Source organism: Rhodoferax sp. (genome assembly GCF_010365055.1).
Lineage (GTDB): Bacteria > Pseudomonadota > Gammaproteobacteria > Burkholderiales > Burkholderiaceae_C > Rhodoferax.
The window spans coordinates 1-24530 of sequence record NZ_JAAFHA010000020.1 but is presented as its reverse complement, the minus strand read 5'-3'; the positions used below and the strand labels follow the sequence as shown (position 1 = coordinate 24530).

General features: G+C 61.0%; 27 protein-coding genes and 1 pseudogene. 24 read left to right on the top strand and 4 right to left on the bottom strand.

Annotation, left to right across the window (positions count from 1 at the left end):
- The first annotated feature begins 372 nt into the window (after positions 1-372).
- The 22 genes and pseudogenes from GZ093_RS07130 (at position 373) to GZ093_RS07025 (ending at position 18368) form a co-directional block, all read left to right on the top strand.
- A complete protein-coding gene (locus GZ093_RS07130) occupies positions 373-1323 on the top strand; it encodes an HD-GYP domain-containing protein (protein WP_296484063.1) in 951 nt (316 codons plus the stop codon).
- Positions 1323-1943 carry an RNA polymerase factor sigma-70 gene (locus GZ093_RS07125; protein WP_296484060.1) on the top strand — a complete coding sequence of 207 codons (621 nt, stop codon included), beginning with the start codon at positions 1323-1325 and terminating at the stop codon, positions 1941-1943. The genes GZ093_RS07130 and GZ093_RS07125 overlap by 1 nt, the downstream gene beginning before the upstream one ends.
- Positions 1940-2134, top strand: coding sequence for a zf-HC2 domain-containing protein (locus tag GZ093_RS07120; RefSeq protein ID WP_296484057.1), 195 nt, complete (start codon positions 1940-1942; stop codon positions 2132-2134). Before GZ093_RS07125 ends, GZ093_RS07120 begins: the two co-directional genes overlap by 4 nt.
- Before the next feature lie 251 nt (positions 2135-2385).
- Positions 2386-3312, top strand: a complete 927-nt coding sequence (locus tag GZ093_RS07115; protein WP_296484055.1) for an ABC transporter substrate-binding protein — start codon at positions 2386-2388, stop codon at positions 3310-3312.
- A 39-nt stretch (positions 3313-3351) separates the two neighbouring features.
- A complete protein-coding gene (locus GZ093_RS07110) occupies positions 3352-4539 on the top strand; it encodes an ABC transporter permease (protein WP_296484052.1) in 1188 nt (395 codons plus the stop codon).
- The gene (locus tag GZ093_RS07105) at positions 4532-5464 is read left to right on the top strand and encodes an ABC transporter ATP-binding protein (RefSeq protein WP_296484050.1); all 933 of its coding nucleotides are present in this window, start codon (positions 4532-4534) and stop codon (positions 5462-5464) included. The genes GZ093_RS07110 and GZ093_RS07105 overlap by 8 nt, the downstream gene beginning before the upstream one ends.
- Positions 5461-6231, top strand: a complete 771-nt coding sequence (locus tag GZ093_RS07100) for an ABC transporter permease (RefSeq protein WP_296484047.1) — start codon at positions 5461-5463, stop codon at positions 6229-6231. Before GZ093_RS07105 ends, GZ093_RS07100 begins: the two co-directional genes overlap by 4 nt.
- Before the next feature lie 458 nt (positions 6232-6689).
- Positions 6690-7043: an iron-sulfur cluster assembly accessory protein gene (locus tag GZ093_RS07095; protein WP_296484045.1), complete on the top strand. Its 354-nt coding sequence runs from the start codon at positions 6690-6692 to the stop codon at positions 7041-7043.
- Positions 7040-8476 (top strand): Fe-S cluster assembly protein SufB, encoded by a 1437-nt coding sequence (sufB, locus tag GZ093_RS07090; protein WP_296484043.1) that lies wholly within the window; start codon positions 7040-7042, stop codon positions 8474-8476. The genes GZ093_RS07095 and sufB overlap by 4 nt, the downstream gene beginning before the upstream one ends.
- The gene (gene sufC / locus GZ093_RS07085; protein ID WP_363260366.1) at positions 8473-9264 is read left to right on the top strand and encodes a Fe-S cluster assembly ATPase SufC; all 792 of its coding nucleotides are present in this window, start codon (positions 8473-8475) and stop codon (positions 9262-9264) included. The genes sufB and sufC overlap by 4 nt, the downstream gene beginning before the upstream one ends.
- Positions 9261-10589: a Fe-S cluster assembly protein SufD gene (gene sufD, locus GZ093_RS07080; protein ID WP_296484041.1), complete on the top strand. Its 1329-nt coding sequence runs from the start codon at positions 9261-9263 to the stop codon at positions 10587-10589. Before sufC ends, sufD begins: the two co-directional genes overlap by 4 nt.
- The gene (locus GZ093_RS07075) at positions 10586-11836 is read left to right on the top strand and encodes a cysteine desulfurase (protein ID WP_296484038.1); all 1251 of its coding nucleotides are present in this window, start codon (positions 10586-10588) and stop codon (positions 11834-11836) included. Before sufD ends, GZ093_RS07075 begins: the two co-directional genes overlap by 4 nt.
- Positions 11833-12321 carry a Fe-S cluster assembly sulfur transfer protein SufU gene (gene sufU, locus GZ093_RS07070; protein ID WP_296484035.1) on the top strand — a complete coding sequence of 163 codons (489 nt, stop codon included), beginning with the start codon at positions 11833-11835 and terminating at the stop codon, positions 12319-12321. The genes GZ093_RS07075 and sufU overlap by 4 nt, the downstream gene beginning before the upstream one ends.
- Positions 12322-12351: 30 nt before the next feature.
- On the top strand, positions 12352-12912 hold the full coding sequence (locus GZ093_RS07065; RefSeq protein WP_296484032.1) for a NifU family protein: 561 nt from the start codon (positions 12352-12354) through the stop codon (positions 12910-12912).
- Positions 12913-12949: 37 nt separating this feature from the next.
- A complete protein-coding gene (locus GZ093_RS07060; RefSeq protein ID WP_296484027.1) occupies positions 12950-13414 on the top strand; it encodes an Rrf2 family transcriptional regulator in 465 nt (154 codons plus the stop codon).
- A gap of 51 nt (positions 13415-13465) precedes the next feature.
- Positions 13466-14707 carry a phosphoglycerate dehydrogenase gene (gene serA, locus GZ093_RS07055; protein WP_296484024.1) on the top strand — a complete coding sequence of 414 codons (1242 nt, stop codon included), beginning with the start codon at positions 13466-13468 and terminating at the stop codon, positions 14705-14707.
- A gap of 381 nt (positions 14708-15088) precedes the next feature.
- Positions 15089-15415 (top strand): DUF2282 domain-containing protein, encoded by a 327-nt coding sequence (locus tag GZ093_RS07050; RefSeq protein ID WP_296484021.1) that lies wholly within the window; start codon positions 15089-15091, stop codon positions 15413-15415.
- A gap of 30 nt (positions 15416-15445) precedes the next feature.
- Positions 15446-16354 (top strand): DUF692 domain-containing protein, encoded by a 909-nt coding sequence (locus tag GZ093_RS07045; protein WP_296484018.1) that lies wholly within the window; start codon positions 15446-15448, stop codon positions 16352-16354.
- On the top strand, positions 16351-17136 hold the full coding sequence (locus tag GZ093_RS07040; protein WP_296484015.1) for a DNA-binding domain-containing protein: 786 nt from the start codon (positions 16351-16353) through the stop codon (positions 17134-17136). The genes GZ093_RS07045 and GZ093_RS07040 overlap by 4 nt, the downstream gene beginning before the upstream one ends.
- On the top strand, positions 17120-17641 hold the full coding sequence (locus GZ093_RS07035; protein WP_296484012.1) for a DoxX family protein: 522 nt from the start codon (positions 17120-17122) through the stop codon (positions 17639-17641). The genes GZ093_RS07040 and GZ093_RS07035 overlap by 17 nt, the downstream gene beginning before the upstream one ends.
- Positions 17642-17683: 42 nt before the next feature.
- Positions 17684-18054 (top strand): annotated as a pseudogene (locus GZ093_RS07030) (transposase); the annotation flags it as partial.
- Between the two features lie 83 nt (positions 18055-18137).
- A complete protein-coding gene (locus tag GZ093_RS07025) occupies positions 18138-18368 on the top strand; it encodes a DUF3079 domain-containing protein (protein ID WP_296484010.1) in 231 nt (76 codons plus the stop codon).
- Positions 18369-18383: 15 nt separating this feature from the next.
- Here the strand turns inward: GZ093_RS07025 and GZ093_RS07020 are convergent, their stop codons facing one another.
- The 3 genes from GZ093_RS07020 to bktB are packed head-to-tail and all read right to left on the bottom strand — an operon-like array spanning position 18384 to position 22214.
- Entirely contained in the window at positions 18384-19079 is a 696-nt protein-coding gene (locus tag GZ093_RS07020; protein WP_296484007.1) for a response regulator, read from the bottom strand.
- Positions 19080-19087: 8 nt separating this feature from the next.
- Positions 19088-20998, bottom strand: a complete 1911-nt coding sequence (locus tag GZ093_RS07015) for a type IV pili methyl-accepting chemotaxis transducer N-terminal domain-containing protein (protein ID WP_296484006.1) — start codon at positions 20996-20998, stop codon at positions 19088-19090.
- Between the two features lie 28 nt (positions 20999-21026).
- Complete coding sequence (gene bktB, locus GZ093_RS07010; protein ID WP_296484000.1) at positions 21027-22214, bottom strand: beta-ketothiolase BktB; 1188 nt, start codon at positions 22212-22214, stop codon at positions 21027-21029.
- A 228-nt stretch (positions 22215-22442) separates the two neighbouring features.
- Between bktB and GZ093_RS07005 the strand changes: the two genes are divergently transcribed.
- A complete protein-coding gene (locus tag GZ093_RS07005) occupies positions 22443-22862 on the top strand; it encodes a response regulator (RefSeq protein ID WP_296483998.1) in 420 nt (139 codons plus the stop codon).
- 8 nt (positions 22863-22870) lie between these two features.
- Here the strand turns inward: GZ093_RS07005 and GZ093_RS07000 are convergent, their stop codons facing one another.
- Positions 22871-23503: a response regulator transcription factor gene (locus GZ093_RS07000; protein ID WP_296484118.1), complete on the bottom strand. Its 633-nt coding sequence runs from the start codon at positions 23501-23503 to the stop codon at positions 22871-22873.
- A 56-nt stretch (positions 23504-23559) separates the two neighbouring features.
- On the opposite strand from GZ093_RS07000, the gene GZ093_RS06995 reads away from it, so the two are divergent.
- On the top strand, positions 23560-24435 hold the full coding sequence (locus GZ093_RS06995; RefSeq protein ID WP_296483996.1) for a sensor histidine kinase: 876 nt from the start codon (positions 23560-23562) through the stop codon (positions 24433-24435).
- Positions 24436-24530 lie beyond the last annotated feature (95 nt).

Sequence of the window (24530 nt, the reverse complement as noted above, 5' to 3'; positions counted from 1 at the left end):
CAAAGCAAAGCCATGGCGGACGCCGTCAATCGTTGCTTTCACGCACATAGGCGGGCGGGCCCAAGAGCACCTGCAACTTGGCAGATAAATTTATCAAAGAAAACTGTAATAAACAGGGTTGGCGCCACGACTAAAACGGTAGCTCGTCAACATCGGAAGTGCCCCATGTCGAAAACCATTCTCATTGCCCGCCCAGCCCTGGAGCGAATCGCCAAACAGGCGGCCCCGCTATGCAGTGTCGTCCTGGGGCCGATGGTCGGCTGAGGGAGAATGGGCCTGGCGCTGGAAAGACGGGATTGATCGCGGCTTCATCCGACGACTCCGCGCAGCAGCCCCTGAAGAACAAGATGCACCTGTTTCGGAGAAGACAAGATGACCTGGCTCAAACAACTGGACGGATGGATCGGCAAGTCACCCGACGACGCCAGGGTTGCGGTGGACAACCTGGCAAGTCACTTGTTGGCCAGCCTGCTCATCATGGCCTGGTTTGTTGAAGCCCGGGACCCCTACACCGGTGGCCATCTGTGGCGCGTTTCGCGTTATTCACGGCTGTTGGCCGAGCATGCGAAGCTCGGCAATGCCGAGGCAGCCCGCATTGGCTTGGGCGGTTTTCTTCATGACCTGGGCAAGATCGGCACGCCGGACGCCATCCTGCGCAAGCCCGAGCGCTTGACCGAAGCCGAGTACGCCATCATCAAAACGCATCCGGATACCGGCTTTCGAATGCTGTCAGGGCATCCCTTGGCGGCGCTGGTGCAGGATGCCGTGCGGCTGCACCATGAACGCCCGGACGGACTCGGTTACCCCTTGCGCCTGCACGGCGAGTCGATACCCGAAGTCGCCCGAATTGTGGGCATCTGTGACGCCTTCGATGCGATGACGAGCACCAGGCCTTATCGCCTGGGGATGCCGCGTGACAAGGCGTTAAAAATTTTGAGTGCCGAAAAGGGCACCCAGTTCGATACGCGTTTTACGGACATGTTCATTGCCTTGGGCCAGACCGGCGAGCTCGATCACGTCATGGGGCACAGCGACGATGGCATTGCGCTGCAGACCTGCCCGATGTGCGGACCCACGCTGGTCTTGCGCAAAGACCATCAGGAAGGCCAGCACATTTACTGTCGCGGCTGCACCGGTGAGTTTGCATTGAAGGGCGTTGACCATGCGTTGGTCGCAACCCCGACCGGAAATCACGGCCAGCCGGCCGACCTGGAACCCGAGGCGGACACCGAACTGATCCAGCGAACCGTGAGTGCCGCAGTGCAAGCCTTGCCCGCCAGCGAATTGATGGCTTTGGCAAGCAGCGCGAACCGGCGTCCCTGATGCGCGCGCCAGAACCCCATGACACCCAAACGCTGCAGACCTCGCCGCTGGCTGACACCGCTTATCTGAATGACTTGCGTCGCCAGATGCTCAAGTTTGCGACGCTGCAGCTCTCCAACAGCCATCTGGCCGAAGACGCCGTGCAGGAAGCGCTGATTGGCGCCCTGAAAAACGCCAAGTCATTCGCCGGTCGCGCTGCCCTGAAGACCTGGGTTTTTGCCATTCTGAAAAACAAGATTGCGGACGCGCTGCGCCAGAAGTTGCGCATGCTGGAAGCCAGCAGCCTGTTGCACGAGGATGAGGAGAAAGAAGACTTTTCAGAACTCTTCAATCAAAGAGGCCATTGGCAGCGCGACGAACGTCCTGCCACGTGGGGTAATCCGCAAGATTGCCTGCGTCAGAGCCAGTTCTGGAAAGTGTTCGAGGTCTGTCTGGAAGGCTTACCCGGCAATCAAGCCAGGGTGTTCATGATGAAAGAGTTTGTCGAGTTGGATGCGCATGAAATTTGCACCACGGTGGGCATCACCGTCACCAATCTCAATGTGATGTTGCACCGCTCCCGCCTGCGCCTGCGCGAGTGCCTGGAGAACAATTGGTTTACCCAAGGAGAACGCCCATGATGAGTTGTATGCAAGCGACACGCTTGATCTCGGAGGCCCAAGAACGCGACTTGTCATTGCCGGAAAAACTTTCCGTGAAGGTGCACGTCATGATTTGCACGGGATGCAAGAATTTCAGCCTGCAAGTGCCCTTTATCGGCCAGGCCATGCGTGCTTACGCGAACGGCAAAGACGAAGAAAGCAAGATTTGATCCCGATCTCATGACAAATTTGGCTGTAGCCCGCGTGGCGTATGCTCCATATGCTATCAATTTTATATAAGTTTCAGGGTGATTTTCAATGCGTTACGAATTCACCCTTTCAAGGCATTCGCGATCCGTCACTGCGCGATGCTCCGATTCACGCTATAAACGCAGGCCATGCGCCGGGACCCTGCCATGCGGAAAAATTCCGCGCTGGCGCCACTCGTCCTCCCCCTGAACCTCACCCGAAAGGCTTTGATATGAACACCTTGTTATCGCGTCGCTGGCTGATTCGCTGCAGCTCCCTGTGGCTGCTGGTGGCGGCCCCAGTCTTTGCACAAACGGCCGTTCGCGTGGCGTCAAAGATTGACACCGAGGGCTCCTTGCTGGGCAACATGATGATTCAGGTGCTGGAAGCCAACGGCATCAAGACCGAAAACAAGGTGCAGCTCGGCGCCACCAAGATCGTGCGCGGCGCCATCACCGCAGGCGAGATTGACCTGTATCCGGAGTACACGGGCAATGGAGCGTTCTTCTTTTCCGATGAAAAAAGCCCGGCCTGGAAGAATGCCAGCGCCGGCTACGAACGGGTGAAGAAGCTCGATGCCGACCAAAACCAGATCATCTGGCTGGAGCCGGCCCCGGCCAACAACACCTGGGCGATTGCGCTGCGCCAGGATGTGGCGACCAGTAACAAAGTCAAGTCGCTCGCCGATCTGGGGCCGTGGCTGGCCAAAGGCGGCCAGTTCAAGCTGGCCGCTTCTGCCGAATTCGTCGAGCGCACTGACGCCTTGCCCGCGTTCCAGAGTGCCTATAACTTCAAGCTGACGCAAGACCAGCTCTTGATATTGGCCGGCGGCGACACCACCGTGACCATCAAGGCCGCCGCGCAGCAGACCTCGGGCGTCAACGCCGCCATGGCCTATGGCACCGACGGCGCCATTGCCGCTTTGGGACTGGTGGTACTTGACGACCCCAAAGGCATTCAGCCAATCTACGCGCCCGCACCGCTGATCCGGGCTGAAACGCTGGCACGTTATCCGAAGATCAAGGACCTGCTCGCACCGGTTTTCAAGACACTGGACGGCCCGACGCTGCAAGCCCTCAATGCAAAAATTGCGGTGGAAGGACAAGACGCCAAAAAGGTGTCCGCTGATTACTTGAGGAGCAAGGGCTTCATCAAGTGACACGCTGCGGCGTTGCAGCGCTGTAAAGCCAGTCGGTTAATGGGACTGGTCAAAAACCGCGTAGTGGCCGTGTTGGTCCTGTCTGGCCTTGTTGCGGCGCTGGGTTTGCCATTTTTAACCCACGCGCCGAATCGACTGGTCTCTGGTGTCGGCATATCGCTGGTGCAACTCATCAGCGACACGGCGGCCCGCCCCATCGGCTCCTGGCTGGCTTGGTCGACCCTACTGCCCGCCCTGTTGCTGGTGGCGGCCGTCTTCATGCACCCGGCACCCCGCACGCAAACAGCGGTTTACGTCGCGGCCACGCTTCTTTTGACGGGCCTGGCCGCTCTGGCGGCGCAGCACGCCACCCAACTGGCCGACCAGTCGGGCGCGATCGCCCGCACCTCTCTGGGCGCTGCCTTCTGGCTGCTGGCGGCGTTCAGCTGGCTGGCGGCGACCGACGCGATGCAGCGGCTGGCATTGAGGCCGGGCTGGCGCCTGATGGGCGCGGGCGCCGTCATCGTGCCTCTCGGACTCATGCTGGCGGGCGGGGCGTTCAAGGATCTGTCGCTGCTCAAGGAGTATGCCAACCGCCAGGATGTTTTCAGTGCGGCGCTGGGGCAGCATGTGCAGATCGTGCTGGCCAGCCTGCTGCCGGCGCTGCTGATGGGCGTGCCGCTGGGTCTGGCGTCCAACCGGTCGCTGTCCCTGCGAGCGCCCCTGTTTGCGGTGCTCAACGTGATTCAAACGGTGCCGTCGATTGCGCTGTTTGCCTTGTTGATGGCGCCGCTGGCGCTGCTGGCAGCCAGCGTGCCGGTGCTGGCGCAACTGGGCATCAAGGGCATCGGCCTGGCCCCGGCCGTGATTGCCCTGACGTTGTACGCCCTGCTGCCGGTTGTTCGCAGCACCGCCGCCGGGCTGAGCCAGGTGCCGCAGCCGGTGATTGAGGCGGCGCAGGGCATGGGTTTGACGGCGCGACAGGTCTTTTGGCGCGTCGAGCTGCCGCTGGCCTTGCCGGTCTTTCTCGCGGGGCTGCGCGTGGCCACGGTCCAGACCATCGGCATGGCGGTGGTCGCCGCCTTGATCGGCGCGGGTGGCTTTGGCGCCATCGTGTTTCAGGGGCTGCTCAGCGGTGCACTCGATCTGGTGCTGCTCGGCGTGCTGCCCGTGGTGGCCATGGCCGTCGTGGTTGACGCTTTGCTCAAGGCCCTTGCCCTGGCGCTGGAGTCCAACGTCAATGATTGAACTGCAGCATGTCTCCAAAGCCTTCAACGGCCTCACGGTCATTGACGACCTGAGCCTGCACATTGCGCGCGGCGAGTTCACGGTCATTCTGGGCAGCTCGGGCTCGGGCAAATCCACCTTGCTCAAGATGATGAACCGGCTGCTCGAGCACGACAGTGGGCGCATCCTGTTTGCCAGCGAAGAGATACGCAGCTTTCGCCCCGAAGCCATTCGCCGCCGCATGGGCTACGCGATCCAGTCGGTCGGACTGTTTCCGCACTGGAGCGTCGAGAAGAATATCGCCACGGTGCCGACGCTGCTCAAATGGCCGTCAGACCATATCCATACGCGCGTGACGGAGCTGATGACACTGCTGCAGCTTGACGCTGAGCTGTACCGCAAGCGCTATCCGCACCAGCTCTCGGGCGGGCAGCAGCAGCGCGTGGGCGTGGCGCGGGCACTGGCGGGCAAGCCCGAGGTGCTGCTGATGGACGAACCGTTCGGCGCGCTCGACCCCGTCACACGCGCCGCACTGCAGCTGGAGATTTCACGCATTCACAAGGCCTTGGGCACCACCATTGTGCTGGTCACGCATGACATCGACGAAGCGCTCAGCCTGGCCACGCGCATCGTTTTGTTAGAGCACGGGCGCATCGTGCAAAGCGGCACACCGCTGCAGATGATCTCCAGCCCGGCCAACGATTTTGTGACTGATTTTTTTGGCCGCAACGATATCGGCATCAAGCTGCTCGGCCTGCAGAGCGTGGCCACGCGGCTGCGTCCAGGCGTGCGCGCGGCTGGCGAGCCGGTGCTCGCGAGCCTGAGCTTGCGCGAGGCCCTGTCGGTGTTTTTGGTACGCCGGGTGGAACGCCTGGCGGTGGTGGACGGCGACGGCCACGCCCTGGGCGCCATCGACATCGCGGACCTGCTGGACCTGCGGCCATGAGCGGCGCAGCGCCTGCCAGCGCCATCCGCCGCGCCTGGGTGCACGATCCTTTGCCGTGGGCCTTGGCGGCCTTGCTGCTGCTGATTTTCGGCATGGCTCAATTGCAGCCGCTGTTTGCCGCGCTGTTTCCGGCGCTGGAGCGACCGGTGTACGCGCAGGACAGCTTTTGGGCGCTGACCGTCTCGCACTTGAAAATCGTTGGTCTGTCCAGCGGCTTTGCCGTGCTCGTGGGCGTCACGGCGGGACTATTCGCCACCCGCCCCAGCGGGCGCGAGTTTCGCCCGCTGATTGAAACCGTGGTCGCCGCGGGGCAGACCTTTCCGCCCGTGGCGGTCTTGGCGGTGGCCGTGCCCGTGGTCGGTTTTGGCGAGGCACCGGCCTTGATCGCGCTGGCGCTGTATGGCTTGCTGCCGGTGCTGCAAAGCACGCTGGCCGGTATCGCATCGGTGCCACCGGCCGCCAACGAAGCCGCCGAAGGTCTGGGCTTGAGCCCCTGGCAGCGCTTGCTGCAAGTTGAGCTGCCGCTGGCGGCCCCGGTGATTCTGGCGGGCGTGCGCACCTCGGTCATCATCAACATTGGCACCGCCGCCATTGCCTCGACCGTCGGCGCCAAGACGCTGGGCCTGCCCATCATCGTGGGCTTGAGCGGCTTCAACACCGCGTATGTGCTGCAGGGCGCAATGCTGGTGGGTTTGCTGGCCGTGGTGACCGACCTGGTCTTTGAGCGGCTGGCGCGGCGGCTCGGGCGCTGGCAGGCAGCGGCCTAAGCCCAATGCGGTTCACTTGAGTCCGTTCGCCCTGACCCTGTCGAAGGGCTGCCAGGCTTCGACAGGCTCAGCCCGAACAGTAATGGGGCGTCATCTGAACAACATTGAACCTGAGCCGCCGCCAACGGCAATACCCGCGACAGGGAAAGGGTGTCAGGGTCACGGCCGGATCAGTCCAAAAGTCTGAATAAAATATCAATGTGATAGCTGCTTAGCCTTATTGGACGAGGGCTACAGCCCGTATTGATCAATAAAATCAGGAAATCTCGGGCTTCCAATTGCAGTTGCCACACGACGGCCAAGCCGGGGCCAACGTTGGCCCATTCATAAGGTATAAAATATATAGACCTTCAAGATTCGAGTATCCAAGGAGTTCCAAAAATGAGATTCCAACCTCACGTTTCAAGCCCGCCCAAACCCGGCGCGCCCGGCATCAAACGCCCCACAGGAGTTGCATCATGACCATTACCCTCACCCAAGCGGCAGCCAAGCAGATCCGCGCGCAAATTGCCAAGCGCGGCGCGGGCCTGGGCTTGCGCGTTGGCGTCAAAACCGTCGGCTGCTCGGGCTTTGCCTACACCTATGAGCTGGCCGACGAGGTGCGCCCTGATGAGCAGCGCTTTGAGGCCCACGGTGCCACGCTGCTGATCGCCCCGCAAAACCTGCTCACGCTCGACGGCGCCACCCTCGACTTTGTCACCGAGGGGCTCAAGCAGAGCTTCCAGTTTGACAACCCCAACGTCGGCAACACCTGCGGCTGTGGCGAGAGCTTCAGCCTCAAGGGGAGCAACAGCAAAGGAGTGGCAGCATGAGTGCGGTCCTGCAAAACCTGGTCAACCAGCCCTACAAGCACGGCTTTGTCACCGACATCGAGTCTGAGGTGGCGGCCAAGGGCCTGAGTGAAGACACGATCCGGCTGATCTCCGCCAAGAAGAACGAGCCCGATTGGCTGCTTGAATTTCGCCTCAAGGCATTTCGCCACTGGCTGACCATGACCGAGCCCGAGTGGGCCAATGTCAAGTACCCGAAAATCGATTTCCAGGCGATCAGTTACTACGCGGCGCCCAAGCCCAAGGCAAAGCTAAAAAGCATGGACGAGGTCGATCCCGAGTTGCTGCGCACCTTTGAAAAACTCGGCGTGCCGATGCACGAGCGCGCGGCGCTGGCCGGCGTGGCGGTCGATGTGATTTTTGACAGCGTCTCGGTCACCACCACTTACAAGGCCAAGCTGCTTGAGGTCGGCATCATTTTCGGATCGATCTCCGAGGCGGTACAAACCCACCCCGAGCTGATCAAACAATACCTGGGCAGTGTGGTGCCAGCGGCCGATAACTACTACGCCGCGCTCAATTCGGCGGTGTTCACCGACGGCTCGTTTTGCTTTATCCCCAAGGGCGTCAAGTGCCCGATGGACCTGTCCACCTACTTTCGCATCAACACCCAGGACACCGGCCAGTTTGAACGCACGCTGATCGTGGCCGAAGAAGGTGCGTCCGTGTCTTATCTGGAAGGCTGCACCGCGCCGCAGTTCGACACCAACCAGCTGCACGCAGCCGTGGTTGAACTGGTGGCGCTGGACAACGCCGACATCAAATACTCCACGGTGCAAAACTGGTATGCCGGCGATGAGAACGGCTTAGGGGGCATCTACAACTTTGTCACCAAACGCGGCCTGTGCCGGGGCGTCAATTCACGCATTTCCTGGACCCAGGTGGAAACCGGCTCGGCCATCACCTGGAAGTACCCCTCGTGCATTTTGCTGGGCGACAACTCGGTGGGCGAGTTCTATTCGGTCGCGGTAACGAACCACCATCAGCAGGCCGACACCGGCACCAAGATGATCCACATCGGCAAGAACACCCGCAGCACCATCGTCAGCAAAGGCATCTCAGCAGGTCAATCGAGCAACAGCTACCGCGGTCTGGTCAAGGTGATGCCGGGTGCAACAGGCGCGCGCAACTACTCGCAGTGCGACTCGATGCTGGTGGGGAGCAAATGCAGCGCCAACACCTTCCCCTACATCCAGGTGCGCAACCCCAGCGCCCAGGTGGAGCACGAAGCGTCCACCTCCAAAATTGGCGAAGACCAGATGTTCTATTTCGCGCAGCGCGGCATCGGGGCTGAAGAAGCGGTCTCGATGATCATCAATGGTTTTTGCAAGGACGTGTTTCAACAGCTGCCGATGGAGTTCGCGGTTGAAGCCACCAAATTACTCGGATTCAAATTGGAAGGAAGCGTAGGATGATGATCGAAAACAGCCCCACATTGCTGGAGGTGCGCGGCCTGTGCGCCAGCGTCAACGGGACCGACATTCTCAAAGGCCTCAATTTCACCGTCAAGCGCGGTGAAGTGCACGCCATCATGGGGCCCAACGGCTCAGGCAAGAGTACTTTCGCCAAGGTGCTGGCGGGCCACACGGCCTACGAGGTGACGGGCGGCGAGGTGCTGTTTGAGGGCAAGAACCTGCTTGAGATGGCCCCGGAGCTGCGCGCGCGTGCCGGGGTTTTTCTGGCCTTTCAGTACCCGATCGAAATTCCCGGTGTCGGCAACAGCCAGTTCTTGCGTCTGGCCTACAACACCGTGCAGGCCGAGCGCGGCAAGGAAGAGCTGGACCCGCTGGAGTTTGACGACCTGGTGCGCGAGAAGATGAAACTGCTGGAGATGAGCCCCGAGTTTCTGGAGCGCAGCGTCAACGAAGGCTTTTCGGGCGGCGAGAAAAAGCGCAACGAGATTCTGCAAATGGCGCTCTTGGAGCCGAGCCTGGCGATCCTCGATGAAACCGACTCTGGCCTTGACATCGACGCGCTGCGCGTGGTGTCGCAAGGCGTCAATCACCTGGCCAACAAGGACAACGCCATTGTGCTGGTCACGCACTACCAGCGCCTGTTGAATTACATCGTGCCCGACTTCGTGCATGTGATGAGTGCCGGGCGCATCATCCGCACCGGCGGCAAGGAGTTGGCGCTGGAGCTCGAAGAGCGCGGCTACGACTGGATCGAGGCCGAAGCCGAGGCCACGGGAGCGGTGGCATGAGCAGCGGCACCGCGATGGTCACGGAGCCAGGCGTTCTGGACAGCCTGCTGGCTGCTTTGGCACTGCCGCCCGGTAGCTCTGCCCCAACGCAGCCGCACTGGCTTAAGGCGCTGCGGGCCCAGGCCTTGGAGCGCGTAAGCACACTCACGCTGCCCAGCACACATGACGAGGCCTGGCGCTTCACCCCGCTGGCCGCCTTTGCGCGCCAATCCTTTCATCCGCTGCGCACGCCCACCACACTGCAGCCGAGCGACATAGCGCACCTGCACATCGCAGAGGCAACGACGCGGCTGGTTTTTGTGGATGGGGTGCATGCGCCGCAGCTCTCCAGCCTCAAGTCGGATGCCGCGCTGGCAGTCGGCACGCTCGCCGCCATGCTGAGCACGCAGGCGTCCACCCTCCAGGCGCATCTGGGTCAGCAAGTTGCCGGCCATGATGCATTTTTTGCGGCACTCAACACCGCTTTTCTTCAGGATGCGGCCGTGCTCGTGGTGCCGCGTGACAGCGTGCTGACCACGCCCGTGCATCTGCTCTTCATTTCAACGCAGCCTGAGGTCGCCAGCCATCCGCGCCTGCTGCTGGTGGCCGGGGCTGGCAGCAAGGCGACGGTGATTGAAGACTACGTGGCTTTGCATGATGGCACGAATTTCACCAATGCGGTGGCCGAGGTGGTCGTGGAGGCGAATGCCCAGCTTGAACACGTGCGCCTGCAGCGCGAGAGCAAACAAGGCTTTCACATGGCCAGTTGCGCCGTGTCGCTCGCTGCGGCCAGCCGTTACCACTCGGTCAACATTGCCCTGGGCGGGCAGACCTCAAGGTTTGACCTGAAAGTGAGCCAGGGCGCCGAGGGCTCGGAGTGCACGCTTGACGGCCTGGCGTTGATCGACGGCGAACAGTTGGCCGATACCCACACCTTCATCGACCATGCCAAGCCGCATGGCACCAGCCGCCAATTGCACAAATGCATTGTGGGCGGCACGGCGCATGCGGTGTTCAATGGCCAGGTGATGGTGCGCCCCGGCGCGCAAAAAACCGATTCAGCACAATCGAGCCGCAACCTGCTGCTCTCAAGCAAGGCGCAGGTTGATACCCAGCCGCAGCTTGAGATTTTTGCCGACGACGTGAAGTGCACGCACGGCGCCACCGTCGGCCAGCTCGACAGCGACGAAGTGTTCTACCTGCAAAGCCGCGGCTTGTCAGAGCGCGTGGCGCGCAATTTGCTGACCTACGCCTTTGGTGCCGAAGTCATCAACCGCATTGCGGTCGCGTCATTGCGCCAGCAGCTGGAGCAGACGGTGCTTGAACAGACCACGGGCCAGCCATGAACATCACCGCAACGCCCACCGCACCCGCCACCCTTGACGTGGAACGCATTCGCGCGGACTTTCCGATCCTCAAACTCACGGTGGCGGGCAAGCCGCTGGTCTACCTGGACAACGCGGCGTCCAGCCAGATGCCGCAAGCCGTGATCGACCGGCTAGTTCGCTACCAGAGTACGGAACACGCCAACATTCACCGCGCGGTGCATTACCTGTCCGAGACCGCCACCGCCGCTTACGAGGCGGCACGCGTCAAACTGCAGGGCTTCATCAACGCGAAGGAAGCGCGCGAAGTGATCTTCACCAGCGGCACCACCGAGGGCATCAACCTGGTGGCGCACGGCTGGGGCCGCCAGAACATCAAGGCGGGTGACGAGATTATTTTGAGCGTGCTGGAGCACCACTCGAACATCGTGCCGTGGCAAATGCTGGCACAAGAGAAAGGCGCCACGATCCGTGTGGTGCCGATGAACGACGCGGGCGAACTGCTGTTTGATGCGTACGAGGCGCTGTTCAATGAGCGCACCCGCCTGGTGAGCGTCACCCATGTCTCGAACGCACTGGGCAGCATCAACCCGGTCAAACAGATGATTTCCTTCGCACACGCGCGCGGCGTGCCGGTGCTGGTTGATGGTGCGCAGGCCGCGCCGCACCTGGCGGTCGATGTGCAGGACTTGGACTGTGATTTCTATGCCTTCTCGGGCCACAAGCTGTGCGGCCCGACCGGCATCGGCATCCTGTACGGCCGCGCCGCGCTGTTGGAAAGCATGCAGCCGTTCAAGGGCGGAGGCGACATGATCCATACCGTCACTTTCGAGAAAACCACTTACGCCCCGATCCCCAACAAGTTCGAGGCCGGCACGCCGCCAATTGCCGCTGCCATCGGCCTGGGCGCGGCTGTGGATTACCTGTCAAGCATTGGCATGCCGGCCATTGCCGCGCACGAGCATGAGCTCTTACGCTATGCCACCGAGCAGATGGGGGCGTTGCCCGGCGTGCGCCTGATCGGCACTGCGCAGCACAAGGCGGCGGTGCTGTCCTTCGCCGTGCAGGGCATCCACCCGCACGACATGGGCACTTTGCTCAATCAAGAAGGTGTGGCAGTGCGCACCGGCCACCACTGCGCGCAGCCCTTGATGACGCGCCTGGGCGTGGTCGCTACCTCACGCGCCTCCTTTGCGTTTTACAACACGTTGGCTGACGTGGACGCGCTGGTCGCTGGTATTCGCACCGTTCAAAAGGTATTCGCATGAGCGCCGACCCCAAAGCCCTGTACCAGGAAGTGATCCTGGACCACAACCGCAAGCCGCGCAACTACGGCGAGCTCGAGCACCCCAGCCACCATGCCGAAGGGGTGAACCCGCTGTGTGGCGACCACATTCACATCGCGCTGGAGCTCAAAGGCGACACGGTGGAGCGCATCGCCTTTCACGGCGAATCGTGCGCCATCTGCAAGGCCTCGGCCTCCATGATGACGGCGGCGGTCAAAGGCAAGAGCGCGGATGATGCCAAAACGCTGATCCACGAGTTTGTGGACATGGCGACCGGCCGCATCGCCGCACAGGATGGCCCGCACATCGGGCGCCTGGCGGTCTTCTCGGGCATCAGCGAACTGCCAATGCGCGTGAAGTGCGCCATTTTGCCGTGGCACACGCTGCAGGCGGCGTTCAACGCCGAGCCCAGCACCTCAACCGAGGCCGAGGCTGACCCGATGCACACGCCGCTGGGCGACGCATGAGACAACTGCGTTAATCGACAGGACAACAACATGCCAAAAATCGCTGACATCGAAGACACACCGAACCCGAACGCGAAGAAATTCGTCTTGCGCGAACCCCTGACCTGGGGCATCACGCATTCGTATGAAAACGCCGAGCAGGCCCAGGGTGACGCACTGGCGCGCGCGCTGTTTGCCATCCCGCACGTCACTAACGTCTTTTATGTGGATCGCTGGCTCACCGTGACGCAGGACGGTCAGGCCGACTGGGAACTGCTGCTCCGTCAGATTGCGCCGCCATTGCGCGGCACGCCAGCCGCCAGTGAACAGTCGGCTGCCGCCGTTTTCGAGGCACGCGCCAGCGTGGCGGATTTGAGTCCAGAAGACCGCCAGCGGCTCGACGACTTCGAGCTGGTGCTCGATCAGGAGATCAGGCCTTACCTGCAAAGCGACGGCGGCGACCTGCATGTGCTGGGCCTGGCCGGCAACCAGCTCATCGTGCATTACCAGGGCGCGTGTGGGACCTGCCCGAGCGCAATTTCGGGCACGCTGCAGGGCATCGAGAGCCGCTTGCGCACCCTGGAACCTGACATCGAAGTGATCGCGGCCTGATGCGGCAACATGCATCAACCCCCTTAGGGAGTCCACCATGCGCCTGACCACCATGAGCGACTACGCGATGCGCCTGCTGATGTATGTGGGGCAACAGCCAGAGCGCCTGTGCACCATCGCGGAGGTGGCGCGTGCCTATGAAATTTCCGAAGCGCACCTGACCAAGATCACGCACCAGCTGGCGCTGGCGGGCTGGCTCGAGACCGTGCGCGGCAAGGGCGGCGGCATGCGGCTCGCCGCAGCCCCGCAAGACATTGGACTGGGCGCCGTGGTGCGCAGCATCGAGCCCGACTTCACCATTGTTGAATGCCTCACCAGCGACACCACCTGCCACTTGACCAGTACCTGCCATTTGACCGGCATCATCAACGGCGCCTTGCAAAGCTTCATGCAGTACCTTGACCGCTACACGCTGGCGGATCTGCTGGCCCCGGGCGCCGAAGGCCATGCAAACATTCAGCCGCTGACCTTTCATAAGCGACCCAACGCGGCGACCGCCTGAGGCCCCGCCCTCGCGCTTCCTTCGCCTCACTCACCCCTGACCGAGCCTGTCATGATCCAGCAATCCATTGATTCATCCGCCGCCAAGAACGAACTGCAAGCCGTGTTGTTCGAGGGCATTCACCCCTCCGCCGTCGAAGCGCTGCAACAGGCGGGCTACACGCGCATCGTGACGCATGCCAAGGCCCTCTCTAGCAACGAGCTGCTGGCCGCGATGTCTGAAGCGCATTTTGTCGGTGTGCGCTCCCGCACCCAGCTCACCGCCGAAGTGCTGCAGCACGCCAAGCACCTGGTGGCGGTCGGCTGCTTTTGCATCGGCACCAACCAGGTGGACCTGAAAGAGGCGATGCGCCTGGGCATTCCGGTCTTCAATGCCCCGTTTTCCAACACCCGCAGCGTGGCCGAACTGGTGCTGGCGCAGATCATCATGCTGATGCGCGGCATTCCTGAAAAGAACGCGATCCTGCACCGCGGCGGCTGGGTCAAGAGCGCGGCCGATTCTTATGAGGTGCGTGGCAAGACGCTGGGCATCATCGGTTATGGCCACATCGGCACGCAAATTGGCGTGCTGGCCGAGCAACTCGGCATGCGCGTGGTGTTTTCCGACATCGAGGCCAAGTTGCCGCTGGGCAACGCGCAGCCCATGAGCACTTTGGACGAGTTGCTGGGTGCGGCCGATGTCGTCACCCTGCATGTGCCTGAGACTGCGCAGACAGCCCTCATGATTGGCGCGGCCCAACTGGCGGCCATGAAGCCGGGCAGCCACCTGATCAACGCCTCGCGCGGCAGCGTGGTCGACATCGACGCCTTGAGCGCAGCGCTGGAGAGCCGGCACCTGCATGGCGCGGCGATTGATGTGTTTCCGATTGAGCCGCAAGGCAATGATTCAGCCTTTGTCTCGCCTTTGAGCCGCTTTGACAACGTCATTTTGACGCCGCACATTGGCGGCTCAACGCTGGAGGCGCAGGTCAATATTGGTACCGAGGTCGCCGCCAAGCTGGTTCGCTATGGCAGCAACGGCTCCACCACCTCCGCCGTCAACTTTCCCGAAGTGGCGCTGCCCGCGCACACCGGGCGCAGCCGGCTGCTGCATATTCACCGCAACGTGCCCGGCGTGCTGGCCCATGTCAACGAGCGCCTCTCAAACGCGGGCATCAACATTGCGGCGCAGTACCTGAGCACCAACCAGGAAGTCGGTTATGTCGTGATCGACGTGGACAGCGCCGCCAGCCAAGCGGCTCTGGATGAGCTCTGCGCGGTGCCGCAGACCATTCGTTGCCGGATTTTGTATTGACCTAAACGGAGGTCTGCCAGTCCGACTGCACCCAGCGCGGGTGCCGCTGGCCGGGCCCTTGTAGCGCCCGCGCGCTTTGTCCCTGGCCGCAGGCGGCGGGTCTTGTTGAGAACCAAGTTGCCTCGGCGCTTTGGCAAGGCCGATTCAGGCACGTCGCGCCCTCTGATCATTCTCCAAGACTTTTAAGCCTTTTTTGGCTCTAGCCCACGTCCTTATTGGGTATATCGCTATTATTTTGAGCAAAAAACGCAGATTTCGCTCAGAACCGGTGTAAGAATCCCACGGCAACGGCGACTATGCAAGCAGCATGGCACACAGCGCGTGTTCCATGCCGGGTATCACCTACCTATTAGCCACCCTTAACCGCACGAGGACAAACCCATGAAGAACCCAAACCCAACCCAAACCCCTGTTGCCCGCTACGCTTCTGCCGCCGGCTTGGCCTTGGCCATGAGCGCCGCGTTGACCATTGCAGCCGCGCCCATCGCCGCGCAAGCCGCCGAGACTGAAAAGTGCTTTGGTGTGGCCTTGAAAGGCAAAAACGACTGCAAGGCTGGCGCCGGTACCACCTGCGCGGGCACCTCCAAGGTGGACTACCAGGGCAACGCCTGGTCGATGGTGCCCAAGGGCACTTGCGAAAAAACCGTCTCCAAAACCTCGCCCAGCGGCTTTGGCCAGCTCAAGGAGTTCAAGGAAGTCAAGGCCTGACCAAGCACAGGGCATCGCGGAGCAACGGGCATGAGCACCCATCTTGAGCCAACTCAGCAGCACTGGGGTGTTCCGGTGGCAGCTCAGGCCCGCGCCTTGCCCAACCGGGCCGGTGTGGGCTTGAAACCTGAGCACTTTCAGGAGATTCTGGCCACCCGGCCCGATATCGGCTTTTTCGAAGTTCATGCCGAGAACTACATGGTGGCGGGCGGGCCGTTTCACCATTACCTGAGCCGTATCCGAGAACTCTATCCGCTCTCAATCCACGGTGTGGGCTTGTCCATCGGGGTCGATGCGCCGCTTGACATGGGCCACCTGAACGCACTGGCCGTGCTGCTGGCGCGCTACCAGCCTCAGTCGTTTTCAGAGCATCTGGCCTGGTCCACCCATGGCCAGGCATTTCTAAACGACCTGTTGCCCCTTCCCTACAACGCGGGCACCTTGCAGCGCGTGTGTGAGCACATTGACCAGGTGCAGTCGTACCTGCAACGTCGCATGCTGCTGGAGAACCCGGCCACCTATGTCGAATTTTCCGCGTCCACCTGGGACGAAGGCGCGTTCTTGAGCGAGGTGGTGCGCCGCACCGGCTGCGCCCTGCTGCTGGACGTGAACAACGTCTATGTGAACAGCGTCAACCACCAGCGCGACGCGCGCGTCGCCATTCGAGCCATGCCGCTGGCGCAGGTGGGCGAGATTCACCTGGCCGGTTTTGCAGAGGCCCAAGATGGCAACGGCGACACCTTGTTGATTGACAGCCATGGCGCCCCGGTGGCGCGTGCCGTGTGGGATTTGTATGCCTACACCTTGGGGCTCACCGGTGCCAGACCCACCTTGCTTGAACGCGACAACGATCTGCCCGCCTGGCCGGTGTTGCTGGCAGAGGCGGGCCTGGCCGAGCAGCAGTTGCAGCGGCTGATCACCGACGAGGTGCTGACATGAACAGCCAGAGCGGCTTTGCCCACGCCTTGCTCAACCCGGAACTGCCATGCCCGAGTGGCTTGAAGACCTGCAACGGCTCTGACCCCGAACTTCGTTTTGCGCTCTACCGCAACAATGTCATGGTGTCGTTGATCGACGCGCTGGCGGACACTTACCCGGTCGTGCAGGCGCTGGTGGGCGAAGCGTTCTTCCGGGCCATGGCCAAAGTCTTTGTGCAGGCCAATCCCCCACGCTCGCGCGTCATGGCCTATTACGGAGGCGACTTTGCCGCGTTTGCAAGCGCCTTTGCGCCGGCAGCGTCGGTGCCTTATCTGGCCGATGTGGCACGGCTGGAAATGGCGCGGGTGCTGGCTTATCACGCCGCAGACGCACCCCCCATTGACCCGGCCAGCCTGCAAGGTGCGCTGGCCGATCCGCAGCAACTGTTGTCGATGCGACTGGTCTTGCACCCGTCGGTGCACGTGATGGCCTCGCCCTACGCTGTTTTTTCGCTGTGGGCGGCACACCAAGGCACGCTGTGCATCAGTTCAGTCGATGCGGACCAGCCCGAAGCGGTGTTGGTGTTCAGACATGGGCTTGAGGTGGACACGCTGGCACTGGCGCCCGGGCCGGCCCAATTTCTGATTGCCTTGAAACGCGGTGACGCCTTGGCCGAGGCTGCGCATGCTGCGGCAAGCCTGGACCGCGAATTTGATTTGACCCAGACCTTGGCGCTGCTGCTGCGTTGGCAGCTCATCACCCACGCCAGCACCGGAGATCACCCGCATGAGTACCCACATTGAAGAGTCAAGCGCCACCGCACCGCCTGGGCTGATCGCCGGCCTGGTTCACCAGTTCATCCGCATTGGCGAACACATCCCCAATTCCCTGGTGGCGTTTGTGGCCCGCTTCTCGATTGCAGCAGTGTTCTGGAAATCGGGCCAGACCAAAATCCAAGGTCTTGCCCTTGACATCGTGGGTGGCGAATTCACGCTGGGCTGCCCGCGTTTGTCGGACTCGGTGGTGCAGTTGTTCCGGGACGAATACCGTTTGCCGCTGATTGCGCCTGAAGTGGCCGCCACCCTGGCCGCGACCGCTGAGCATGTGTTCCCGCTGCTGATCTTGGTGGGCCTGGCCACACGGTTGTCGGCATTGGCGCTGCTGGGGATGACGATGACGATCCAGTTGCTGGTCTACCCCGATGCCTATCCGACCCACGGCACCTGGGCCGCGGTCTTGCTGTACCTGATGGCGCATGGGCCGGGCAAGCTGTCGCTGGACCATTGGATCGCGCGGCGTTACGCCTGAACCATCGGCCAGGCTTCTGGGCGATCAAGCCAGGTCGTCACAAAGTCATGCACGAAGACGCTGGACCGCACTCAGCCGGGCTACCGATAAAGAAGGGGCGTGCCGCCACCATGACACACGACGACAAACGCAATGGCACAACCACGCTCTTTTCGGCGTTGAACGTGGTGGACGGCAAGGTGATTGCACAGTTCCAGCAGCGTCATCGTCATGTCGAGTAGCTGAAGTTTCTCAAGCATATAGACCGCGACCCGCCCAAGGACAAAGCATTGCATCTGATTGCAGACAACTACGCCACGCACTAACATGCAAAAGTTCAGGAGTGGCTGGCCAAGCATGAGCGCATCGCCATGCACTTCACCCTTACCGGTGTTTCGTGGCTCAACATCGGGGAGAGGTCCTTTCGCGACATCCTGCAGAAGGTCATCCGGGCTGACGAGCGCTTGAGTTTCAATCAGAAGTCAACACTACACGGGCAATATTTTTTGGCAAAACCATGAAGAAGAAGTTTCCGCTACTACCCGCCAAACCTGAACGTGTTTGCTGGGGCTGCGACCAGTACTGTTCAGTCGATTCGATGGCTTGCTCAAACGAGCGCTCACCGCACCCGGTCGAACTCTTTGGCGAGGACTGGCTGGCTTGGGGTGATAACCGCAACCACGATCACAGTCCGGCAGACGAACCCGCCATGCCGGACAAGCAAGGTCAAAGGCAGACCAGCAAGTAATCGTTATTCATGAACTCAGAGCAGGCCTTGCTCCGTGGCGATGACCGCAGCGTGCACACGGGAACTGACGTCGAGTTTGCGCAAGATGTGCTGAACATGAATCTTCACCGTGGTCTCGGCAATGCCGTGCTCGCGGCCAATTTCCTTGTTGCTGGCACCGCGTGCAATGCCACGCAATATATCGCGTTCGCGCGGCGACAGGCTGGCGATGGCTGGGCCGGTACTGACGGCTGGGGGCAGCGCCGTGCCGATCCCGAGCACGTCTTTGCCTGTCCCTCGATAGGCTGCGACCAGCTTGTTCATCATCTCGGGCGCCACCACGCTGTCGCCTTGCATCGCACGCCCGATGGCGGCGGTCAAGGCATCCCCTTCCATGGTCTTGAGCAGGTAACCAGCGGCACCGCCGCGCAAGGCCGCCGCCAGATCGTTTTCATCTTCGCTGACAGTCAGCATCAAGATCACGGCCTTGGGCGCGGCTTCACGCAGAGCGGGCAGGGCGTCCACGCCGCTGACGCCTGGCAAGTGGTTGTCAAGCAGGATCAGATCTGGCTGCACTTCCTGCGCCTTGCGCAGTGCCTGACCGGCATCGGCCGCATCACCAATGACGCATAACTGGGGATCGCGCGCCAGCAGCGCTGTCAGGCCACGACGAAACAAGGTGTGGTCGTCAACGACCAAAATCCGAATCGGTTGGGGGGAGACTATTCGCATGACTGGTTTCAAGCCTCGATCGAAGCCGCTGGTTTGATTTTGGCGATCGGGTGGGCAGGCAGTGGCAAGGTCAAAATGACCGAGCTGCCGTGCGACGGCGTGGAAATAACATCAAGTTCAGCACCAATGCGCTGCGAGCGCTCCGACATGATGCGCAGACCCACATGTGTTTCGTCGAGGGGGTCATCGCCTGGGTCAAAGCCAATGCCGTTGTCACGCACTTCAAAACGCCAGGCGGGTAGTTGCTGCACATCGAGCCAGACTTGCGATGCGTGGGCGTGCTTGCGCACGTTGGAGAGTGCCTCCTGAATAATATGCAGCACCTGTATTTGCAGGTCGGGTGACAGCGGCATGCCCTGGCCCTGCAACGCAAGCGTGGCCTTGATGCCACTTTGGTGCTCAAACTTGCGCAGGGTGGTCGCCAGTGCGGGCTCAATGTCCTCGGTATTGGTGCGGGTTCTGAAATGCAGCAATAACTCGCGTACATCACCGTAGCTTTCACGCACGCCAATATCGATTTCCTCCAGCACGTTGGCAATTTCTACCGGGTCGTTGGTCTTGAGGGCATCGCGCATCAGTTGCACCTGAATCTTTAGAAAAGCCAGCGACTGGGCAATCGAGTCATGCAGTTCACGGGCCAATAGATGGCGTTCCTGCGAAACGGCTGCTTCCATTTCCAGGGCGTTGAGGCGCAGATTCTCCATGCCGCTGGCCAGATGGCTGCTCAATGCTTCCAACAAGGATCGCTCGGACAAGGTCGGGTTGACGCGCGCGTGGAAGAACAAGTCAACTTCGCCCATCAAACGCTCGTGCAAACGTACCGGCAGCGTGACCACGGTCTCAAAGCCCGCTTTGGCGCAATGTTGCGGCGACGATTCGGCCATGTTGCGAATCGGGATCACGTTCAGCGCCGCTTCGGCATTGGCCGCGCCGCAGTGGCAGTCGCCGGTGTAGATGCAGTGCTCCGCATCCACCATGGCGACCGGCAGGCCGTGAGCCGCCAACATCAGATGGCGCTGGTTGGCCTGATTGGACCAGCGCAACGCAACCCCGTCGGCATGGGCAATGCGTGCCACACTCTTGGTGAAGTCTTGCGCCAGCGTCTCCAGTGAAGTGGCGTTGCTCACCAGAGCGGTGACTTCATAGAGGCTCTGAAGTCGTGCCGTTTTTTCCTGCAACTGGGCGGTCTTTTCAGCAACTTTGCTTTCCAGGTTTTGGTACATGGACTGCAGATGGGTCGCCATCTCATTGAAGCCATCAGCGAGGGTGCCGAACTCGTCGCTGGTGACGCGCTCCACCCGGGCGTCAAAATTGCCGGACTGGATTTTGTCAATCGCCTGCTTGAGCTGGCCCACGGGCTCCAGCACAAAAAGATAGCCGGTGTAAAGCAGCACCGCGGCTCCCAAGATCACCAGTGCCAGCATGCTGACCTGCAGCAAATGCAGCAGAGCAGTCCATTTGGCAATATGCGCCTCGATGCTGGTCACGAAGGCATCAATGTGCGAGGCGAAAGTCACCGTCTGCGCCCGCAAGTCACTCAACTCGTGTGGTTGGCCCGAAATCCAACGGGCTTGATATTGGGCCCAGTCTTGCTCGATGACGGCAAACCGTGCTGTCGAGCTCTCATCCCAAGACACAAATAAAGGTCGATCGGGATCGCCATGGCGCAAGGTTGCCAGACTGCGGTCAAATTCCCTAGCTTGCGCGGTCAGTTCACTGGTTTCGCCGGTGCCAATGGCCAACGACATGCGGTAGGACTGCATCCGCATTCGTCCGGCCTCATTGACCGCAGCGGCGCCACCATCGAGCTGCCATGAGACCCACAGCGTTGCGACTGTTGAAATAAAAACGAGCAGCAGAAAGGGCGCCCCCACCAGCATCAGCTTGGCGCCAAGACTCCAATGTCTCACCCGTGCCATGGATCGCTGCTCGCTGCTCGTTCGTCGGTCAGGACACGCGCTCGAAAATGGCGGCAATGCCCTGGCCGCCCCCGATGCACATGGTGACCAGTGCGTAGCGGCCACCAATGCGCTCCAGTTCGTACAGTGCCTTGACCGTGATCAGTGCCCCGGTGGCGCCAATCGGGTGGCCCAGTGAAATGCCGGACCCATTCGGATTGACCTTGGCCGGGTCCAGACCCAAATCGCGACTGACGGCGCAGGCCTGCGCGGCAAAAGCCTCATTGGCCTCGATCACGTCCAGATCGTTCACGGTCAGGCCCGCTTTCTTCAGAGCCATCTGACTGGCCGGGACCGGGCCGATGCCCATGTATTTGGGGTCCACGCCGGCATGCGCGTAAGCCACCAGTCGGGCCAGCGGCTTCAAGCCACGGGCTTTGGCAGTGGCGGCTTCCATCAGCACCACCGCGGCAGCGGCATCGTTGATGCCGGACGCGTTGCCGGCCGTGACCGTGCCATTTTCTTTGAGGAACGCGGGCTTGAGTTTGGCCAGATCAGCCAGAGTGCAGTTGGGGCGATAGTGTTCGTCGGTGTCGAAAGCCACTTCCCCCTTTTTGCTTTTCAGCATGATGGGTACGATCTGGCTCTTGAAGTAGCCTGCTTCAATCGCGCGTTGTGCCCGGTTATGGCTCTCAACTGCCAGCGTATCCTGGTCGGCGCGCGTAATGCCCCACTTGGCTGCAATGTTCTCGGCAGTGACGCCCATGTGGACCGTGTCAAACGGGTCGTGCAGCGCGCCGACCACCATGTCAACCATCTTGGTGTCTCCCATGCGCGCACCCCAACGCATATTCAGGCTGGCGTAGGGCGCACGGCTCATGCATTCGGCGCCGCCGCCGACTGCAATGTCACAGTCCCCCAGCAGAATGCTCTGGCTGGCCGAAACGATGGCCTGCAGACCCGAGCCGCACAGGCGGTTGACGTTAAACGCTGGCGTTTCTTTTGGGCAGCCGCCATTGATGGCCGCCATGCGGGAGAGATACATGTCTTTGGGTTCGGTGTTGACGACATGGCCAAAAACCACATGGCCGACATCTTGGCCGTCCGTATTGGCGCGCTTGAGCGCCTCACGCACCACCTGCGCCGCCAGTTCGGTGGGGGCAAGGTCTTTCAGGCTGCCGCCATAGGTGCCAATAGCGGTGCGCACACCGCTGACGATTACGACTTCACGTGACATGGACGATCTCCGGTAGATAAAAGGAAAAATATGCATATTCGTATGCCAGCGCCTTATCTTAGCCTTGCCGGTGATCTCAAAGCGCGTGGTCCTGCGCCTTGCGTCAAAAGTGGGTGATGTAGGAATTTTCTGACAACCGGCTGCGCAGGCGCCCGATAGTCTTTTCCACTTGGAATAGGCATAGTCGAATCAATTTTTTTCGACTTCACAGAAGTAGCCCTACAGCCCATGCATCAGCTCAAGACATACATCGTCGAAGACAACCCGGTCATCCGCGAGAGCCTGATCATCACGCTGGAAGAGCTGGCACCGGTCAAGGTGGTGGGGACGGCCGTCGATGAGTTGACGGCAGTGCAGTGGCTGACCCAGCCAGACAACCAGGCTGATCTGGTAATTGTTGATATTTTTTTGAAAGCCGGTTCCGGCTTGGGTGTGCTCCGGGCGGCGAGTGGGTTGGCGCACCGGCAGAGGCTGGTGGTACTGAGTAACTATGCCACGGCTGATATTCGGCGCAAATGCCTTGAACTCGGTGCTGACCGGGTTTTTGACAAGTCCAACGAGATTGATGCGCTCATCGAGTACTGCGCTCAGTTGCCCGTGCAGCCCGCTGACGACTGCGGCCCATCAGGTCACGCCACGTCGGCCTGAGCATGGGCTTACTGGATCAAGCCGTTTTTCAACGCGTAATAGGTCAGGTCGCTGTTGGTCTCGAGTTTCATCTTTTCCATCACCCGGGTTCGGTAGGTGCTGACCGTTTTAACGCTCAGGGACATGCTGACGGCCATATGGCCGATGGCCTCTCCCTTGGCCAGACGCAAGAAAACCTGCAACTCACGCTCCGACAGATGTTCATGAAGCGGCTTATCAGCGCCTGCGCTCAGACCTTCTGCCAGAAGCTCGGCAACCCCTGCCGTGATGTATTTGCGCCCGCGACAAACCGTGCGGATCGCTTTCACAATTTCTTCCGGATCGCAGTCTTTGTTCAAGTAGCCACTCGCACCCTGGCGCAACAAAGTGGTGGCGTAATGCTCTTCTGCAAAGCCACTCAAAATAAGCACCGGCAAATCAGGTGCGCGGGCCCGGATGGCGATCAGTGCATCAACACCGCTTTGGTCCGGCATGGAGATGTCGAGCAGGACCACGTCGACCTCGCCTTTGCGCACAATGTCAAGGGCCCCGCGGCCATTGGCCGCTTCGGCGACCACGGCGAAGTCGATCTGGTCGGAAAAAAACTGGCGCAGTCCGGCGCGGACCATCGCGTGGTCGTCAACAATGGCAATTCGAATCATGGTGTGTGGCAGCGTTCTTTGCTGCATGATCCCACACTTTGGGACAGGGGCTGAAGATGGATGTGCTGAACGTTGCCAGAAACGGCAACTCCGTCCTGCTGCTGGCGGGTCTGGCTGCCGTGCTGTTGATGATCATCAGTCTGTTGGCGCTCTTCCTGTATTGGCGCCAGCGTTCGATGGTCGAAAGATTGCAGCAGGAGCTGCAGCGCAGCGTTCAGGTCGGACAGGATCGTCTCGAGACTGAAGTCTTGTTGCGCACGGCGCAGCTGACCGAGTTGACCCACCACCTGCAGACCGCGCGAGAAGACGAGCGCCATCGCCTGGCGCGCAATCTGCATGACGATCTGGGCGCCTTGCTGACATCGGCCAAGCTGGATGCGGCTCGCATCAAGTCGCGCCTGGCCGATAAAGCACCCGAGGCGCTGGAAATTCTGGCCCACCTGGTTGCCACGCTCAACAGCGGCGTTGCACTCGGACGTAGCATCATCGAAGACTTGCGACCGTCGGCACTGAGTAACCTGGGCTTGGTGGCGACACTTGAAATTCTGACGCGTGAGTTTGCCGAGAACTCGGGCATCAAGGTTCATTGCAGCCTGGAGCCAGTCGAACTGGAGGCCAGTGCCGAACTGATGATCTACCGCCTGGTGCAGGAAGCCACAACCAACATCCTAAAGTACGCGCATGCGACGCAGGTCTGGGTGAGTTTGGCTGTGGAACACGATCAGGTGGCCGTCTCGGTTCGTGATGATGGCGTTGGCTTCGATACCCGTGTGCAGGCACGCTCTGCCTTTGGACTGGTGGGTATGCGTTTTCGGGTCGAGGCCGAAGGCGGAACTCTTGGCCTGGTGTCGGCGCCGGGGCAGGGCACGTTGATCCAGGTGAAACTTCCGCCATCGTCGCTGCGGCCACCCATGGAAACAAGGCCCGGTTAAGTTGAATGGCACTTACTTTGGCTTCCAGTCGTGGCCATGTTTCTTGATTTTCCGACGAGCGATGGCACGCGGAACCTTTAACCACGGGTAAGGTT

Coding starts and splice junctions, on each gene's coding strand:
- GZ093_RS07130 (WP_296484063.1), top strand. CDS start 373: ATGACCTGGCTCAAACAACTGGACGGATGGATCGGCAAGTCACCCGAC.
- GZ093_RS07125 (WP_296484060.1), top strand. CDS start 1,323: ATGCGCGCGCCAGAACCCCATGACACCCAAACGCTGCAGACCTCGCCG.
- GZ093_RS07120 (WP_296484057.1), top strand. CDS start 1,940: ATGATGAGTTGTATGCAAGCGACACGCTTGATCTCGGAGGCCCAAGAA.
- GZ093_RS07115 (WP_296484055.1), top strand. CDS start 2,386: ATGAACACCTTGTTATCGCGTCGCTGGCTGATTCGCTGCAGCTCCCTG.
- GZ093_RS07110 (WP_296484052.1), top strand. CDS start 3,352: ATGGGACTGGTCAAAAACCGCGTAGTGGCCGTGTTGGTCCTGTCTGGC.
- GZ093_RS07105 (WP_296484050.1), top strand. CDS start 4,532: ATGATTGAACTGCAGCATGTCTCCAAAGCCTTCAACGGCCTCACGGTC.
- GZ093_RS07100 (WP_296484047.1), top strand. CDS start 5,461: ATGAGCGGCGCAGCGCCTGCCAGCGCCATCCGCCGCGCCTGGGTGCAC.
- GZ093_RS07095 (WP_296484045.1), top strand. CDS start 6,690: ATGACCATTACCCTCACCCAAGCGGCAGCCAAGCAGATCCGCGCGCAA.
- sufB (WP_296484043.1), top strand. CDS start 7,040: ATGAGTGCGGTCCTGCAAAACCTGGTCAACCAGCCCTACAAGCACGGC.
- sufC (WP_363260366.1), top strand. CDS start 8,473: ATGATGATCGAAAACAGCCCCACATTGCTGGAGGTGCGCGGCCTGTGC.
- sufD (WP_296484041.1), top strand. CDS start 9,261: ATGAGCAGCGGCACCGCGATGGTCACGGAGCCAGGCGTTCTGGACAGC.
- GZ093_RS07075 (WP_296484038.1), top strand. CDS start 10,586: ATGAACATCACCGCAACGCCCACCGCACCCGCCACCCTTGACGTGGAA.
- sufU (WP_296484035.1), top strand. CDS start 11,833: ATGAGCGCCGACCCCAAAGCCCTGTACCAGGAAGTGATCCTGGACCAC.
- GZ093_RS07065 (WP_296484032.1), top strand. CDS start 12,352: ATGCCAAAAATCGCTGACATCGAAGACACACCGAACCCGAACGCGAAG.
- GZ093_RS07060 (WP_296484027.1), top strand. CDS start 12,950: ATGCGCCTGACCACCATGAGCGACTACGCGATGCGCCTGCTGATGTAT.
- serA (WP_296484024.1), top strand. CDS start 13,466: ATGATCCAGCAATCCATTGATTCATCCGCCGCCAAGAACGAACTGCAA.
- GZ093_RS07050 (WP_296484021.1), top strand. CDS start 15,089: ATGAAGAACCCAAACCCAACCCAAACCCCTGTTGCCCGCTACGCTTCT.
- GZ093_RS07045 (WP_296484018.1), top strand. CDS start 15,446: ATGAGCACCCATCTTGAGCCAACTCAGCAGCACTGGGGTGTTCCGGTG.
- GZ093_RS07040 (WP_296484015.1), top strand. CDS start 16,351: ATGAACAGCCAGAGCGGCTTTGCCCACGCCTTGCTCAACCCGGAACTG.
- GZ093_RS07035 (WP_296484012.1), top strand. CDS start 17,120: ATGAGTACCCACATTGAAGAGTCAAGCGCCACCGCACCGCCTGGGCTG.
- GZ093_RS07025 (WP_296484010.1), top strand. CDS start 18,138: ATGAAGAAGAAGTTTCCGCTACTACCCGCCAAACCTGAACGTGTTTGC.
- GZ093_RS07020 (WP_296484007.1), bottom strand. CDS start 19,079: ATGCGAATAGTCTCCCCCCAACCGATTCGGATTTTGGTCGTTGACGAC.
- GZ093_RS07015 (WP_296484006.1), bottom strand. CDS start 20,998: ATGGCACGGGTGAGACATTGGAGTCTTGGCGCCAAGCTGATGCTGGTG.
- bktB (WP_296484000.1), bottom strand. CDS start 22,214: ATGTCACGTGAAGTCGTAATCGTCAGCGGTGTGCGCACCGCTATTGGC.
- GZ093_RS07005 (WP_296483998.1), top strand. CDS start 22,443: ATGCATCAGCTCAAGACATACATCGTCGAAGACAACCCGGTCATCCGC.
- GZ093_RS07000 (WP_296484118.1), bottom strand. CDS start 23,503: ATGATTCGAATTGCCATTGTTGACGACCACGCGATGGTCCGCGCCGGA.
- GZ093_RS06995 (WP_296483996.1), top strand. CDS start 23,560: ATGGATGTGCTGAACGTTGCCAGAAACGGCAACTCCGTCCTGCTGCTG.